This is a genomic window from Microbacterium sp. GCM10027623 (genome assembly GCF_042666935.1).
Lineage (GTDB): Bacteria > Actinomycetota > Actinomycetes > Actinomycetales > Microbacteriaceae > Microbacterium.
In genome coordinates this window covers 497,744-512,944 of record NZ_JBHTHE010000002.1, presented here as the reverse complement: position 1 = coordinate 512,944, position 15,201 = coordinate 497,744, and the positions used below count along the sequence as shown (strand labels likewise).

The following is a 15,201-nucleotide window of genomic DNA, read 5'->3' as shown; positions in this document are numbered from 1 at the left end:
CCCGCGGCACACCCATGCGCGCCCGACTGACTCGATCGGCCGGGCGCGCCGCCGTTCTCGCGCGGCGCACCGCGGCGCTGTTCCCGATCCGCGTCTGGCGCCGATTCCTGCGCCGCAACGGCTTCCTGCTGTCCGCCGGCATGGCCTACCAGTCGCTCTTCGCGCTGTTCGCGATGCTGTACGTCGCCTTCGCCGCGACGGGCGTCTGGCTCGGTGGCAGCGCGCAGGCGATCGATGCGCTGATCCGCGTGGCGAACAGCTATCTGCCCGGGATCATCAGCCCGGAGGGCATCGCCGAACCGGCCGAGGTGCACGAGCTGGTCGCCTCCGCCGCCGGCACCTTCACCGTCACCGGGCTCATCGCCACCGCGGTCGCGGTGTGGACGGCCATCGGCGCGGTCACCTTCTCCCGCCGTGCCGTGCGCGACATCTTCGGGCTGCCCTTCGACACACGAAGCTACGTGCTGCTGAAGCTGCGCGACGTGGCCGCCGCGCTCGTCTTCGGCGTCGCGCTGCTGGCGGGTTCCGTGCTCAGCGTCTTGGGCGTGTGGGCGCTGACCCAGCTGCTCGATCTCGTCGGCCTGAGCATCGACGGCGCGGTGAACGGAGTCCTCCTGCGGATCCCCACCGTGGTCGTGCTGCTCGTCATCGACACGGCCGCCATCGCGCTGCTGGTCAGGTTCCTCACCGGCACCTCCCTGCGCTGGGGCACCATCCGGCCGGGAGCGGCGATGGGCGGCCTCGCGGTGGCCGCGCTGCAGCTCGGCGCCGGACTGCTGCTCTCGCACACGCCCGGCAATCCGCTGCTGGCCACCTTCGCGGTGATGGTGGCGCTCCTGCTGTGGTGTCGGCTGGTCGCCGCTATCATCCTGCTGGCCGCTTCGTGGATCGCGTTGAGCGCGCAGGACCGCGGCGAGCTGCTCGTGCGGATGGATGTCGACGGGCCTCGTTAGGCTTGAGGCATGCCCCATCTGCGCGTCGCCTCAGTCAACGTCAACGGGATCCGCGCGGCGGTCCGCAACGGCATGCTGTCCTGGCTGGAAGCCGCCGACATCGACATCCTCACGCTGCAGGAGGTGCGCGGGCAGGATGAGCACCTCGAGTCCGCCTTCCCCGGCTGGTCGATCCTGCACGACGTCGCCACGGCGAAGGGCAGAGCCGGTGTCGCCGTGGTTAGCCGCACGCCCGCCATCGCATCGCGCACGGCGCTGGGTTCCGCGGACTTCGATTCGGCCGGCCGCTGGCTGGAGGCGGACTTCGAGATCGGCGGGATGCCGCTGACGATCGTCAGCGCCTACGTGCACTCCGGCGAGGCCGGCACGCCCAAGCAGGACGAGAAGTGGAAGTTCCTCGACGGGATGACGGCGCGGATGGCCGAGCTCGGCGCCGACGGCGCCCTCGCGCTCGTCACGGGAGACCTCAACGTGGGGCATCGCCCCCTCGACATCCTGAACTGGAGGGGCAACGTCAAGAAGTCCGGGTTCCTGGCCCGCGAACGCGCGTACTTCGACCGCATCCTGGGGGCCGCGGGCGAGCCGGTGACCGGCCAGGAGGGGATCGGCCGCGGCATGGTCGGACAGCTCAGCGATACGCGTCCTTTCGTCGCGGAGCACGGCGGCATCGGCCTCGGATGGATCGATGTGGGTCGCGCCGCCCATGGCGAGATCGACGGTCCGTACACGTGGTGGTCGATGCGGGGCCAGGCCTTCGACAACGACAGCGGCTGGCGCATCGACTATCACCTGGCCACGCCCGCGCTGGCCGCTCGCGCGACCGGGTACCGCGTCGGTCGTGCGGTGACGTACGCCGAGCGGTGGAGCGACCATGCGCCCGTGATCGTCGACTACGTCTACGACAATAGGATTGAGCTGTGAAGAAACCACGCCTCTACTCGGGAATGCAGCCCTCCGCCGACTCGCTCCACGCCGGCAACTACATCGGAGCTCTCCTGCAGTGGCGCGAGATGCAGTCGTCGTTCGACGCGTTCTTCTCGGTCGTCGACCTGCACGCCATCACGGTCGCCCAGGATCCGGCGGAACTGCGGGAGAAGACCCGTCGCACGGCGGCGCAGTACATCGCGGCGGGTATCGAACCGTCCAAGTCCACCTTGTACGTGCAGTCGCACGTGCGCGCGCACGCCGAACTCGCGTGGATCCTCAGCACCATCACCGGGTTCGGCGAGGCCGGCCGGATGACGCAGTTCAAGGACAAGTCCGCGCGCTACGGCGCCGATTCCGCCTCCGTCGGGCTGTTCACCTACCCCGTCCTGATGGCGGCGGACATCCTGCTCTATCAGAGCGAGCTCGTGCCGGTCGGGGACGACCAGAAGCAGCATGTCGAACTCACGCGCGACCTCGCGGAGCGGTTCAACAAGCGGTTCGGCAACGCGTTCACGATCCCTCAGGCCGTCATCCAGAAGGACAGTGCCCGCATCTACGACCTGCAGAACCCGTCGTCGAAGATGTCGAAGTCCGCCGAGAGCGAGGCGGGCGTGCTGTGGCTGCTCGATGACCCGGCGAAGTCCGCGAAGAAGATCATGCGCGCGGTGACGGACACCGAAGGATCCGTGCGCTACGACCGGGAGAACAAGCCTGGCGTCTCGAACCTGCTCACCATCTACGCCGCCCTCACCGGGCGCCAGATCGGCGCGATCGAGGACGAGTACGCCGGCCGCGGCTACGGCGACTTCAAGAAGGGTCTCGCCGAGGTGGTCGTCGAGGAGTTCGGTCCGGTACGCGACCGCGCGAACGCGCTGCTCGACGACCCGGCCGAACTGGACCGGCTGCTGGCCGGGAACGCGGCCAAGGCCGACGCCGTCGCAGACACCACACTGTCCGACGTGTACGACAAGGTCGGTCTGCTGCGGCGCCTCTGACGGCCGCACAGGGCGTTGATCCGGAGGATGTCGTGAGCACCCCGCAGTTCCCCGCACCCGATGGAGACGGCCCGGTCGGCGCGCCGTCGATCCCGACGGTCCCGGGTCCGTCCGCGCCTCCGGTCGCTCCCCCTGCACCGCCCGGTTCCTACCGCGTCCCGGTGGGCGGCTATGCCGCGCCGATGAGCGGGCGCGCCGGCGGCTACCAGCCGCCGCAGGGCGACCCGTCGCGGAGCGTTCCCGCGAGCTCGCGGACGACCGGGGTCGTGGCGCTGGTCCTGGCCCTGGTCGCCGCGGTCGTCGTCCCGATCGCGGCGGGTCTGGTCGCCTACCGGATCGGCGTGCTCCTTCCCGGCAGTACGCGCATCGGCGTCGGTTCGTCGTTCACGGACGACCTCTCCGTGCTGACGCCGGCCCGTGCACAGGTCCTCTGGGCGGAGATCCTGTTCTGGACGGGCACGGCCCTCGGCATCGCGGCGATGGTCCTCGGAATCATCGCCACAGCCAGGCGGCGCGGCCGCGGCCCTGGCATCGCGGCTATCGTGCTGTCGGCGCTGGGCCCGTTCGGCTACTTCCTGGCGGTCTCGGTCTTCCTCGGCATCGGTGCGATCGCGACCGCGGCCGGCGGCATCTGACCGCAGCCGACGCGCCCGTGTGCGTCAGGCGCGCGAGTGGTGCTTCTGCTGCGCGGCGAGCAGGCCCTCCTCGATGAGCTGCTCGACGGCATCCGCCACATCCGACAGGAAGACGGGCAGGGTCTTCCGCTCGACCGGGCCGAACGGAGCGAGCACCCAGTCGGCCGCGTCCTGGCGCCCCGGCGGGCGGCCGATGCCCGCCCGGACGCGCGGGAAGTCCGGGGTCGTCAGCGCTCGGGCGATGTCGCGCACGCCGTTGTGACCGCCGTGGCCGCCTCCGATCTTGAGCCGGATGCTGTCGTACGGGATGTCGAGCTCGTCGTGCACGACGACCACGTGGTCGGGGTCGACGGAGTAGAAGCGCGCGAGCGCGGCGACGGGTGCGCCGGAGACGTTCATGAAGGAGTTGAGCTTGGCGAGCACGAGCTTGTCGCCGCCGGGCCGCAACCAGGTCTCGACGACGCGAGCACCGGCCTTGTGCTCCCGGAACCGCTCCCCTCGGCGGTCGGCGAGCTCGTCCACGACCATCTGCCCGATGTTGTGCCGGGTCGGTGCGTAGCGCGGGCCGGGATTGCCGAGGCCCACGACGAGCCAGGTGGATGCCATGCTCGCTCCCTCTCCATCTATGCGGAAGGGGGCGCGAATGCTCGCGCCCCCTTCACGATTCCCTCAGCGGGTCACTCGGCCGCGGACTCCTCAGCGGCGGCCGGAGCGGCCTCGTCGGCGTTCTCGTCCGCGACCTCGGCTGCGGGCAGCGAGACGGCGACGAGCAGCAGGTCGGCGTCGTCCACGAGCGCGGCACCCTGAGGCAGCGTGACGTCGCCGGCGGTGATGTGCGCGCCCTCTTCGAGACCCTCGACCGACACCTCGACGTGCTGCGGGATGTCGGTGGCCTCGACCTCGAGCTTGATCGTCGCGACGTCGACGGTCACGATGGTGCCCGAGAACGACTCGCCGGTCACGAGGACGGGGACCTCGACGGTGACCTTCTCGCCCTTCTTCACGACGAGCAGATCGATGTGCTCGATGATCTGGCGCACCGGGTCGCGCTGGACGTCCTTGACGAGCACCAGGCTCGAGGTGCCGTCGATGTCGAGCTCGAGCAGCGCGTTGGCACGGCGGATGATCAGGGAGACCTGGTGGCCGGGCAGCGCCACGTGCACAGGGTCGGTGCCGTGGCCGTAGACGACGGCGGGGATCTTTCCCTCGGCGCGCAGGCGACGGGCGAAGCCCTTGCCGAAGCTGGTGCGGAGGTCGGCGAGGACCTTGTTGTCGTTGGCCATGATGTTCTCCTTCAGACGCGCGGCGACGAGCCGCACGGTGGTCGATGGGTGTCAGCACCTCGGCAACGGGACGAGGACGCGAGACCACGATGCGCATCTGACCATGGGGCTTCACATCACCGCGTCGATCACGGATGCGGGCGCGCACGCGACACATCCCTCGCCGAGGAACTCCTTCATGTTACCCGAAACCCCGATAGGCTGATGACATGCTCGATGCCGCCTTCCTCTCCCACGTCATCTTCTGGATCATCGGCGCGATCGTCGTCTGCGGCACGGTCTCGTCCGTCGCGGCGATGTACTTCATGGGTCGCTCCGGGTACCGCAAGGACTGATCCGTCCGCCGCGCCGAGTCGTGGTGACCGTCGTCGCCCGACACGAACGGGCCCCGGCCGCGTGCCAGCCGATACTCTGAGATCACCTGCACCCACGATCGAGGAGCTATCAGTGCCCGAAGCATCAGCCAACATCGGAGTCGTCGGACTCGCTGTGATGGGATCGAACCTCGCCCGCAACCTTGCGAGCCGCGAGGGCAACACGGTGGCGGTGCTGAACCGCAGCCGCGTCAAGACCGACGAGCTGATCTCGGCTCACCCCGAAGCCGAATTCGTCCCGGCGTTCTCGTACGAGGAGTTCGCCGCCAGCCTGCAGAAGCCGCGCACCGCGATCATCATGGTCAAGGCCGGCGGCCCCACGGACGCCGTGATCGACGAGCTCGTGAAGGTCTTCGAGCCCGGCGACATCATCGTCGACGGCGGCAACGCCTACTTCCCCGACACCATCCGCCGCGAGAAGGCGGTTCGCGAGACGGGCATCAATTTCGTCGGCGCAGGCATCTCCGGCGGTGAGGAGGGCGCTCTCCTCGGCCCCAGCATCATGCCCGGCGGCTCGGACGAGTCCTGGGTCACGCTCGGCCCGATCCTGCGCTCGATCGCCGCGGTCGCCGAGGGCGAGCCCTGCGTCACGCACATCGGCCACGACGGCGCCGGTCACTTCGTGAAGATGGTGCACAACGGCATCGAGTACGCCGACATGCAGCTCATCGCCGAGGCGTACGACCTGATCCGCCGCGGCACCGGCCGCTCCCCCGCCGAGATCGCGGACATCTTCGCCGAATGGAACGCCGGCGAGCTGGAGTCCTACTTGATCGAGATCACCGCCGAGGTGCTGCGTCAGGTGGACGCGGAGACCGGCAAGCCGCTGGTCGACGTCATTCTCGATCAGGCCGGCGCCAAGGGCACCGGTGCGTGGACCGTGCAGACCGCGCTGGCCCTCGGTGTCCCCGTCTCCGGGATCGCGGAGGCCACCTTCGCCCGCTCGCTGTCCTCGCACCCCGAGCAGCGCGCGGTCGCCGGCTTCCTGCCCGGCCCCGAAGACGCGTTCGAGGTGGAGGACGAGGACGCGTTCATCGAGGACGTGCGCCTGGCGCTGTACGCCTCGAAGATCGTCGCCTACTCGCAGGGCTTCGACGAGATCCGGGCGGGAGCCGCCGAGTACGACTGGCAGATCGACCTCGGAGCGGTGTCGAAGATCTGGCGCGGCGGCTGCATCATCCGCGCGCAGTTCCTCAACCGCATCGCCGACGCCTACGCCGAGAGCCCCGAACTGCCCGTGCTGCTGACCGCACCGTACTTCGCCGAGGCGCTCACCCGCGGCCAGGCGGCATGGCGTCGCGTGGTCATCGCCGCCGCCGAAGCGGGCATCCCCGCGCCGGCGTTCAGCTCCTCGCTGTCGTACTACGACGGCATCCGCGCCGACCGCCTCCCCGCCGCACTGGTCCAGGGCCAGCGCGACTTCTTCGGGGCCCACACCTACAAGCGCGTCGACAAGCCCGGCACTTTCCACACGCTGTGGTCGGGTGACCGCAGCGAGATCGAGGCAGAGGACACGCACTGACGCAGCACCGCGTGACGCACGGGAGCCGGGTACCGCCGAAGACGGGCCCGGCTCTCGCGCATTCCGGCGTCGATCACCCGTCGGCTCACCATTCGGCGACCGACCCGTCGGCGTGGCGCCAGATCGGGTTCTGCCACCTCTCCCAGCGTGCTGCGGCATTCCGCACCGCGCTCTCATCGATCTCGATGCCCAGTCCCGGAGCGGTCAGACGCTCGAAGCAGCCGTCGACGAACTTCAGCGGCTCGGTGTCCGCGACGTAGTCGAGCACCTCGGCACCCGTGTTGTAGTGGATGCCGATCGACTGCTCCTGGATGAGGTGGTTGGGGGTGACGAAGCCGATCTGCAGCGATGCGGCGAGCGCGAGCGGTCCGAGCGGGCAGTGCGGCGCGATGAGTGCGTCGAAGGTCTCCGCGAGGGCGGCGATGCGTCGCACTTCGGAGATGCCTCCGGCGTGCGAGAGATCGGGCTGCACGATCGCGACCCCGGCCTGCAGCACGGGAAGCATCTCCTGCCGGCTGTACAGTCGCTCGCCGGTCGCGATCGGGATCGTGGTGGCATCGGCCACGCGTCCGATCATGTGGGAGTTCTCCGGCACGACCGGCTCCTCGAGGAAGAACGGGTGCAGCGGCTCCAGCAGCGATGCGAGCCGGCGTGCAGTGGCGACGGTGAAGCGTCCGTGCAGATCCACCGCGACGTCCCGATCCGCTCCCAGCACCTCACGGGCGCTGGAGACCCTCGCCACGACACCGTCGAGCTCTGCGACCGACCCGTTGCGGCCCATCCGCCCCGAGGCGTTCATCTTCACCGCGGTGAGTCCGACCTCCAGCTGCGCCGCGATGTGGTCCGCGACCTCCGACGGGTCATCGCCCCCCACCCAGCCGTAGGCGCGGATCCGCTCGCGCACCGCGCCCCCGAGAAGCTCGTGCACCGGCACGCCGAGACGCCTGCCCTTGAGATCCCAGAGCGCCTGATCCACTCCTGCGACGGCGCTGGAGAGCACCGGCCCGCCACGATAGAACTGTCCCTTGGTGAGCACCTGCCAGTGGTCCTCGATCCGCCCGGGATCCTTCCCCACCAGGTACACGGCGAACTGCTCGACCGCAGCGCGCACGACGTCCGCGTAGCCCTCCAGCGATGCCTCTCCCCAGCCGATCAGCCCGTCCGAGGTCTCGATCCGTACGAAGAGCCATCGCGGGGCGACGGGGAACGCCTCCACTCGGGAGATGGTGTCGGTCATGCTCATCCTCTCGTCGCTTCATACCCGCGGATATGTCTGCTGTTTCAGAACGATAGCCCGCAATCGTATGACATATCAAACGCGCCAGGCGTGAAAGATATGATCGTCGCATGTCGTCCGACCCGGATACCCCGCCTTCGCTCGTCACGTCGCGTGCGGCGGTGCGAGGCGACCTGCGCAATCTCGTCCTCGATGCGCTCGGTCGGGAGATCTGCGCCGGCGTCATCGTTCCCGGGAGCGTCTTCACCACCGAGTCCCTGGAGAGCCGCTTCGACGTCTCGCGCCCTGTGGTGCGCGAGGCGCTGCATGCTCTCGAAGCGCGAGGACTGGTCGTGTCCAAGCGCCGCGTGGGCGTGCGCGTCCTGCCGTCGGCCGGCTGGAACGTGTACGACCTGGAGGTGATCCGCTGGCGCCTGGCCGGCCCCGGACGCGTCGACCAGCTGCGATCGCTCACGGAGCTGCGAAATGCGATCGAACCGGCTGCCGCGCGCCTGGCCGCGTCGCGGGCGCCGCTGAGGCAGGCGAGCGACCTGGTCGGCCTGTCCGGCCGGATGTGGGCGGCGGGGAGGGCGGGTGACACCGAGGGCTTCCTGCAGCTGGATCGCGAGTTCCACGCATCAGTGCTGCAGATGAGCGGGAACGAGATGTTCGCGAAACTGCACCACCTCGTCGACGAGGTGCTCTCCGGTCGCGCCCAGTACGGCCTCATGCCCCAGTACCCCGCGCCCGAGGCACTGCAGCTCCATGTCGACATCGCCACGTCCATCCAATCGGGCGACGCTGAGCGCGCCGCCGCCGCGATGATGGCGATCATGGCGCGGGCGATGGAGGAGACGAGTTCCATCTGGGACCAGCAGGTCATCGCCGATCCCCGGTTGCGGTGACCATCCGGGCCCTTGGGCAGTCCGGCCCCTTCACAGAGAGCTCATCGTCAACGCCAAGCTTCACGCCGCACAATGGACGGATGAGTCACGATCATCCTGACCTCCGCCGTTCCGACGGCGGACCGCTGCGCATTCTCGCGGTCGACGACGAGCCGATGCTCACCGACCTGCTCGCAATGGCGCTGCGCATGGAGGGCTGGGAGGTGCGCACCGCCGGATCCGGCCTGGAGGCGCTGCAGGTCGCGCACGAGTTCGAGCCCGACGCCCTCGTGCTGGACGTCATGATGCCCGACCTGGACGGCATGGACGTACTGCGTCGGCTGCGCGAGGCGGGCAACCTGGTGCCCGTGGTCTTCCTCACCGCCAAGGACTCGGTCGGCGACCGCATCGCCGGACTCACCGCCGGCGGCGACGACTACGTCACCAAGCCGTTCAGCCTGGAGGAGGTCATCGCGCGGCTGCGCGCCGTGATCCGCCGTTCGGGACACGGGCGCTCGGAGGACGAGCAGTCCATCCTCCGCGTCGCCGATCTGTCGCTCAACGAGGACAGTCACGAGGTCATGCGCGGCGACGACGAGATCGAACTGACCGCCACCGAGTTCGAGCTGCTGCGCTTCCTGATGCGCAACGAGCGCCGGGTGCTCTCCAAGGCGCAGATCCTCGACCGGGTGTGGAGCTACGACTTCGGTGGCAAGTCCTCGGTCGTCGAGCTGTACATCTCCTACCTGCGCAAGAAGATCGATGCGGGCCGCACCCCTCTGCTGCACACCGTGCGCGGTGTCGGCTACATGATCAAGTCCCCGCAGTAGGCGATCATGTTCGCACGCCCGGTGAGCCTGCAGGCACGCCTGATGGCCGCCGTGATCGGATTCGTCTCCCTCATCCTGGTGGTGGTCTCCATCATCACCAGCGCCACCCTCGGTAACGCCCTGGAGCAGCGGCTGCAGGGACAGCTGGACATCTACTCGGTCACCGCCAGGAGATGGGTGGCGGATGCCGAGCCCCGGGCCGCACTGAACGGCACGCCGCTCACAGCCGAACGGGCTCTCAGCGGCCAGCGCGTGCCCCTCGGGCTGCTGCTCGCCGTGCAGCCGCCGGACCAGTCCGCCTCCGGCGTCACCGTGTCTGCCGACGGCCTGCAGAGCCTCTCCTCGGGTGATCTGTTCGAACTCACCCAGGCGCTGCACAGCGGATCGAGCGCCGTCGTCTCCCTGCGCTCCGGCGGGTCCTACCTCGTCACCGTCACGCAGACCGAGAACGGCACCATCGTGGTGACCGGTCTCTCCCGAGCCGAGATCCAGGGGACGCTCGGCACGCTCTTCACCGTCATCGCGCTGGCCACCCTCGGGGGCCTGCTGCTGCTCGCGATCACCACAGCGCTCACCATCAGCATGGGGCTGCGTCCGCTGCGTGCCGTGGCGGCGACCGCCGCGCGGGTCGCCGGCCAGCCGCTCGATCGCGGCGAGGTGAGCATCACCGAGCGTGTGCCCGACTACGAGGCGGATCCGCGCACCGAAGTCGGCCGGGTGGGGATCGCCCTGAACACCCTGCTGGACCACGTGGACACGTCGCTGGCGGCACGCCAGCGCAACGAGGAGCGGATGCGGCGCTTCGTCGCTGACGCCAGCCATGAACTGCGCACGCCATTGGCGTCCATCCGCGGATACTCGGAGCTCTCGCTGCGTGCGCTGAGCCAGAACCAGGGTCCGGACACGGTCGCCGACACCACCTCCGCACTGGAGCGCATCCAGGCGCAGTCACTGCGGATGACGCGCCTGGTCGAGGACCTGCTGCTGCTGGCCAGGCTCGATGAGGGTCAGGAGCTGGTGCGGGGCCCGGTGGATCTCAGCCAGCTCGCCGTGGAGGCTCTCACCGATGCGCAGCCGACCGCGCCGGACCATCACTGGCAGCTGGAGGTGCCCGAGCAGCCGATCACCGTCTGGGGCGACGCCGGTCGCCTGCACCAGGTGCTCGCGAACCTGCTCGCCAACGCCCGCACGCACACCCCGGCCGGAACCACGATCGCGCTGTCGGTGAGCGCGCAGGAGTCTGCCGCAGTGCTGCGGGTGCACGACGACGGTCCCGGCATCGAGCCCGAGGTGCAGGAGGAGCTCTTCGCGAGATTCGCCCGCGGCGACGCGTCGCGTGCTCGTCAGACCGGAGGGACCGGACTCGGACTGGCCATCGCCAAGGCGATCGTCGAGGGACACGGGGGCAGCGTCGAGGTCACCAGCCAGCCCGGGGACACGACCTTCACCGTCCGGCTTCCGCTGGCGCCAGTCGTATCGTCCGAGGACGCCGTATCGGCCGAGGACGTCGAATCGCCCGTGGACACCGGATCACCCGAGGAGACCGGATCGGCGGCGGACGCCGGGTCGGCGGCGGAAGCGACGGCGGAGCATCCTCCGGCTCAGTAGCCGGCGAACGCATCCGTCGTCAGACCGCGGGCCTTCTGCAGCGAGGGGGCGAGGTCGGCGATCAGACGTGGCGGCCCCGAGATGAACGCGTGCCGGGATGCGAGGTCGGGGACGACGCGCTCCAGCCCCGCCGCGTCCAGACGCACCCCCCGCGCCCACGACCAGTTCGCCGCGAGCGCGTGCGGCTCATCGCGGGTGAACACGACCGCGCGCACGCCGGTGGCCTCCAGCTCGTCCCGGAATGCCAGTTCCGCGGCCTCGGACGCCACGTACACGAGCACGACATCGCGCTCCACGCCGAGCGCCCGCATCTGGCGCAGCTGCGAGACGAACGGCGTCACGCCGATCCCTGCTGCCACCATGAGCACGGGGGCGCCGTCGCGCGGGAGCAGGAAGTCCCCCCAGGTCCCGGTCACGGCCAGGACCGCGCCCGGTTCCGCCGCGGCGAGCGCACGCTTGTAACTGGACGGATGCTTCTGGTCGCCGTTCTTGTAGGCGATGCGCAGGACGGGCAGGTCCGCCGGTGCGGAGACGATGCTGAACTCGCGCCGGGTTCCTCTGGCATCCGGATGCCGATGCGGCACATCGAGCTCGAGGTACTGCCCGGGCAGGAAGCTCAGCCGTCCCCTGGTGTGGAAGGTGAGTTCCTGCGCCGTCGGCGTCACCATCCGCCGCTCCTCCAGCACCAGGCGCACCGACCCGCGCACAGCGAAGGCGAACGCGAGCAGGTTGCCGATCAGCAGCGCCCGCTCCTGACCGAGCGTGAACAGACCGCCGATCATGATCGGCCAGCCGGCCAGCACGCCGACGAGCGCGGCGACGCTGAACTGCTGCCAGCGCCGGGGCGGCAGGGTGAGCGGCTCGGACAGCATGAACGCGCCGAGGAAGAGATAGGGCGTCTGCGCGAGAGAGAAGAGGATCGCATCCTGCAGGACGAAGCCCAGCCCCGTCCCCTGCGCCTGCACAGCCTGTCGCACCACCGAGACGCCCACCACGACGAGCAGGAACACCAGCACGATGCGCACCTTCTCGGTGCGCCACAGCACGACCAGGCCGAGGACGGCGACCGCGACGGACAGCGACGGCGTTCCGACCCACCACGACGAGAACGATCCCGCTCCGAAGACGGTCACGATCGCGGCGCCGAAGGCGGCGGGATTGAGGATGTGACGTCCGCGCCAGGCGATCAGATACTTCGACAGGCTCGCGACGGCACCGGCCAGCGCGTTGCCTGCGAGCCCGGCCGCGGTCAGCGACGGCTGCAGCACGAACAGCAGGATGAGGGCGGTCACCAGCGACGATTCGATGCGCCACGGCAGGCGCAGAGTTCGCTGGGCGATCGCGTCGACCAGGGAGATCGTCACGCCCAGCACCGCGAAGGATGCCAGGATCTCCCCCGCTGTCGGGGCGAGCAGCCCCGCGAGGGAGAGGCCGAGCGCGAGAAGCCCCAGCGCCACGAGAGCGAAGAAGACGAGCCGGTACATCGAAAGAGCGCCGAGCACGGCGAGCACGCGCTGTCGCAGCGCGGTGAGAGACGATGGCACGCTTCTACTCTTCCCTATCCGTCACCGTGCGGGCTCGGCCCGGAACAGTTCCCCGTCGAATCCGTGCGACCATTCGACCCTCCCGTCGGTCGACATCCGCACCCAGTCGATGCCCCACCGCTGTGCGAGGCCCGGACCACCCTCGAAGAACAGCGCGGTGGCCGCGGCGTCCGCGTGCATGGCGTCGGCGCCGATCGCCCAGGTCGCCGCCCAGGTGCGCACCGGCTCACCCGTGCGCGCATCCAGCACGTGGTGCAGCCGGTCGCCCCAGGCACGGCGATTGACGGCGGAGGCGCACAGCGCGCGGTCGGCGATCTGGACCACGCCGATCGCCGACGTCGGATCGTAGGGGTGCTCCAGAGCGATCCGGGCGCGTCCGCCGCGCACGCGCAGGTCTCCCCCGGCATCCACGATCACACGTCCGGGCACGGTCACCAGAGTCTGCACCACGCGGTCCACCAGGCGCCCCTTGCCGAGCGCCCCGACGTCGATCATCGCCGGCTCGCGAAGGATCAGCTCGGATGCGCTCCAGTGCAGCAGCCGCTCCCAGTCCCGCGGTGCTGCTCGGGGAGCACCGGGTGTCAGCCGCAGCGCGGCGTCGTAGCCGAGCGCCTCCAGGCCCGCGCCGACGAGCGGGTTCACCGCGCGCTGCGTCGCCCGGGAGAGCTCCCGGTACGCGTCGAGCATCGACGCCGTGTCCCGCGGCGCCGGCGCCGTTCCGCCTTCCGCGCGCAGCCGGGAGACGACGGAATCCGTCCGGAACCGGGACCATTCGGCGTCGAAGTCCGAGATGACGGCGGTGACGGCATCACGGACCTGCGTCGGCAGCGGCGCATCGGTGACGATCTCCCACCGCGTGCCGATGGCCTCGAAGTCCCAGACGCTCACGCCGCCACCGGGCTCACACCGCCGGCTCTGCGACCGCGGCCTCTTCCTTGATCCGGACGATCGCCTGATCGAAGCCGCCGCTGGTCAGCGAGGATCCCGCGACCCGGTCGACCTGAAGGTCGTCCAGCTTGCGGCCGACGACCACGTCGGCGATCCCGGCGATGAACTGCCCCTGGTACCGGGTGCTCTCCGGCGCGAGGGGGTCGCCGGACACCTCGACGTCCGTGACCACGTCATCGTTCAAGGTGATCGTGACCGAGATCGTCTCGACCGTCTCCGGCGTCTTGTAGGCGCCGTCGGCCGTGTAGGTGCCGTCCGCGTAGGGCGCGGTGGCGTCCGTGGAGGTGGGCGCGGGATCGGCCTCCTGGGCGTCGGCCTGAGCCGTACCCGAGCATCCGGCCAGCAGCAGGGCACCGGTGACGCCCGCGAGAGCGGTGCCGGCGCGAAGAGCGGGGTGGGTGTTCATGCTTCCAGCTTGCGCCATCCGCCTATGAGGGCGGTGCAGCCTACGCGTCGCCACCGAACATGCTCGTGACCGAACCGTCCTCGAAGACCTGCTTGATCGCGGCGGCCAGCAGCGGCGCGATGGGCAGGACGGTGAGTCCGTCCCAGCGGCGCGACTCCGTGAGCGGGATGGTGTCGGTGACGACCACCTGGTCGATCGCCTCATCCTGCAGACGATGGGATGCCGGGTCGCTGAAGACGGCGTGCGTGGCGGCGACGATCACCTTGCGTGCGCCGTTCGTCTTCAGCGCCTGAGCCGCCTTGACGATGGTGCCGCCGGTGTCGATCATGTCGTCGACGAGCAGGCACGTGCGCCCGTCCACGGCTCCGACGATCTCATGCACCGAGACCTGGTTGGCCACCTTCGCGTCGCGCCGCTTGTGGATGATCGCGAGCGGCGCGCCCAGGCTGTCCGACCAGGTGTCGGCGACGCGCACGCGGCCCATGTCGGGCGAGACGATGGTGAGCGTCTCACGATCCTCTGCGGTCAGGGTGCCCTGGAAGTGCTCCAGCAGCACGGGCTTGGCGAAGAGGTGGTCGACGGGGCCGTCGAAGAAGCCCTGGATCTGGGCGGCGTGCAGGTCGACGCTCATGATGCGGTCGGCGCCGGCCACCTTGAGCATGTCGGAGATCAGGCGGGCGCTGATCGGCTCGCGGCCGCGGCCCTTCTTGTCCTGACGCGAGTACGGGTAGTACGGCGCGACGAGCGTGATGCGCTTCGCGGACGCGCGCTTGGCGGCATCCAGCATGATCAGCGTCTCCATCAGCCATTCGTTCACCGGCTCGCCGAACGACTGCACGATGAACAGATCGCATCCTCGGATCGACACCTCGAACCGGGCGTAGATCTCGCCGGAGGCGAAGGTGCGGTGCTCGACGGGTGCCGTCTCCTGCCCGAGCGCCGCGGCGACTGCGGCGGTCAGCTCCGGGTGCGAGCGTCCACCGGCGACGACCAGACGCTTCTTGGTCTTCGCGATCAGACCGGGAGCGACGCCTTTCGCCCTGTCCAGTGCCACCGTCTTCTTCTTGTGCCCCATC

General features: G+C 69.7%; 16 protein-coding genes. 9 read left to right on the top strand and 7 right to left on the bottom strand.

The features are described 5' to 3' along the window. The first annotated feature begins 14 nt into the window (after positions 1 to 14). From ACFQY2_RS09775 to ACFQY2_RS09760, 4 genes are read left to right on the top strand one after another with little or no spacing between them, the layout of a single operon-like run. The gene (locus ACFQY2_RS09775; protein WP_378745585.1) at positions 15 to 953 is read left to right on the top strand and encodes a YihY/virulence factor BrkB family protein; all 939 of its coding nucleotides are present in this window, start codon (positions 15 to 17) and stop codon (positions 951 to 953) included. Positions 954 to 962: 9 nt separating this feature from the next. Further along, on the top strand, positions 963 to 1,874 hold the full coding sequence (locus ACFQY2_RS09770; protein ID WP_378745584.1) for an exodeoxyribonuclease III: 912 nt from the start codon (positions 963 to 965) through the stop codon (positions 1,872 to 1,874). Further along, positions 1,871 to 2,875, top strand: a complete 1,005-nt coding sequence (gene trpS / locus ACFQY2_RS09765) for a tryptophan--tRNA ligase (RefSeq protein ID WP_378745583.1) — start codon at positions 1,871 to 1,873, stop codon at positions 2,873 to 2,875. Before ACFQY2_RS09770 ends, trpS begins: the two co-directional genes overlap by 4 nt. 32 nt (positions 2,876 to 2,907) lie before the next feature. Next, a complete protein-coding gene (locus tag ACFQY2_RS09760; protein WP_378745582.1) occupies positions 2,908 to 3,510 on the top strand; it encodes a hypothetical protein in 603 nt (200 codons plus the stop codon). 24 nt (positions 3,511 to 3,534) lie between these two features. Here ACFQY2_RS09760 and pth read toward each other — a convergent pair whose 3' ends face one another. Together pth and ACFQY2_RS09750 are read right to left on the bottom strand one after the other, a co-directional pair. Next, positions 3,535 to 4,116, bottom strand: a complete 582-nt coding sequence (gene pth / locus ACFQY2_RS09755; protein ID WP_378745581.1) for an aminoacyl-tRNA hydrolase — start codon at positions 4,114 to 4,116, stop codon at positions 3,535 to 3,537. A gap of 71 nt (positions 4,117 to 4,187) precedes the next feature. After that, positions 4,188 to 4,793, bottom strand: coding sequence for a 50S ribosomal protein L25/general stress protein Ctc (locus ACFQY2_RS09750; protein WP_378745580.1), 606 nt, complete (start codon positions 4,791 to 4,793; stop codon positions 4,188 to 4,190). A gap of 209 nt (positions 4,794 to 5,002) precedes the next feature. Between ACFQY2_RS09750 and ACFQY2_RS09745 the strand changes: the two genes are divergently transcribed. Further along, the gene (locus tag ACFQY2_RS09745) at positions 5,003 to 5,128 is read left to right on the top strand and encodes a hypothetical protein (protein WP_378745579.1); all 126 of its coding nucleotides are present in this window, start codon (positions 5,003 to 5,005) and stop codon (positions 5,126 to 5,128) included. 112 nt (positions 5,129 to 5,240) lie between these two features. Next, positions 5,241 to 6,689: an NADP-dependent phosphogluconate dehydrogenase gene (gndA, locus tag ACFQY2_RS09740; protein WP_378745578.1), complete on the top strand. Its 1,449-nt coding sequence runs from the start codon at positions 5,241 to 5,243 to the stop codon at positions 6,687 to 6,689. A gap of 85 nt (positions 6,690 to 6,774) precedes the next feature. Here the strand turns inward: gndA and dgoD are convergent, their stop codons facing one another. Continuing rightward, on the bottom strand, positions 6,775 to 7,926 hold the full coding sequence (gene dgoD / locus ACFQY2_RS09735; RefSeq protein WP_378745577.1) for a galactonate dehydratase: 1,152 nt from the start codon (positions 7,924 to 7,926) through the stop codon (positions 6,775 to 6,777). A 110-nt stretch (positions 7,927 to 8,036) separates the two neighbouring features. Here dgoD and ACFQY2_RS09730 point away from each other — a divergent pair, with 110 nt between their 5' ends. The 3 genes from ACFQY2_RS09730 (at position 8,037) to ACFQY2_RS09720 (ending at position 11,227) form a co-directional block, all read left to right on the top strand. After that, the gene (locus ACFQY2_RS09730; RefSeq protein WP_378745576.1) at positions 8,037 to 8,810 is read left to right on the top strand and encodes a FadR/GntR family transcriptional regulator; all 774 of its coding nucleotides are present in this window, start codon (positions 8,037 to 8,039) and stop codon (positions 8,808 to 8,810) included. Between the two features lie 80 nt (positions 8,811 to 8,890). Beyond that, complete coding sequence (locus ACFQY2_RS09725; protein ID WP_378745575.1) at positions 8,891 to 9,619, top strand: response regulator transcription factor; 729 nt, start codon at positions 8,891 to 8,893, stop codon at positions 9,617 to 9,619. 6 nt (positions 9,620 to 9,625) lie between these two features. After that, positions 9,626 to 11,227, top strand: coding sequence for a sensor histidine kinase (locus ACFQY2_RS09720; RefSeq protein WP_378745574.1), 1,602 nt, complete (start codon positions 9,626 to 9,628; stop codon positions 11,225 to 11,227). Here ACFQY2_RS09720 and ACFQY2_RS09715 read toward each other — a convergent pair. From ACFQY2_RS09715 to ACFQY2_RS09700, 4 genes are read right to left on the bottom strand one after another with little or no spacing between them, the layout of a single operon-like run. After that, on the bottom strand, positions 11,221 to 12,771 hold the full coding sequence (locus ACFQY2_RS09715; RefSeq protein WP_378745573.1) for an FAD-dependent oxidoreductase: 1,551 nt from the start codon (positions 12,769 to 12,771) through the stop codon (positions 11,221 to 11,223). The two genes, ACFQY2_RS09720 and ACFQY2_RS09715, sit on opposite strands and share 7 nt — an antisense overlap. Positions 12,772 to 12,792: 21 nt before the next feature. After that, positions 12,793 to 13,659 carry an FAD:protein FMN transferase gene (locus ACFQY2_RS09710; protein WP_378745572.1) on the bottom strand — a complete coding sequence of 289 codons (867 nt, stop codon included), beginning with the start codon at positions 13,657 to 13,659 and terminating at the stop codon, positions 12,793 to 12,795. Between the two features lie 13 nt (positions 13,660 to 13,672). Further along, positions 13,673 to 14,125 carry a hypothetical protein gene (locus ACFQY2_RS09705; RefSeq protein ID WP_378745571.1) on the bottom strand — a complete coding sequence of 151 codons (453 nt, stop codon included), beginning with the start codon at positions 14,123 to 14,125 and terminating at the stop codon, positions 13,673 to 13,675. 40 nt (positions 14,126 to 14,165) lie between these two features. Beyond that, a complete protein-coding gene (locus ACFQY2_RS09700) occupies positions 14,166 to 15,200 on the bottom strand; it encodes a ribose-phosphate diphosphokinase (RefSeq protein WP_378745570.1) in 1,035 nt (344 codons plus the stop codon). Between the last annotated feature and the right edge of the window lies 1 nt (position 15,201).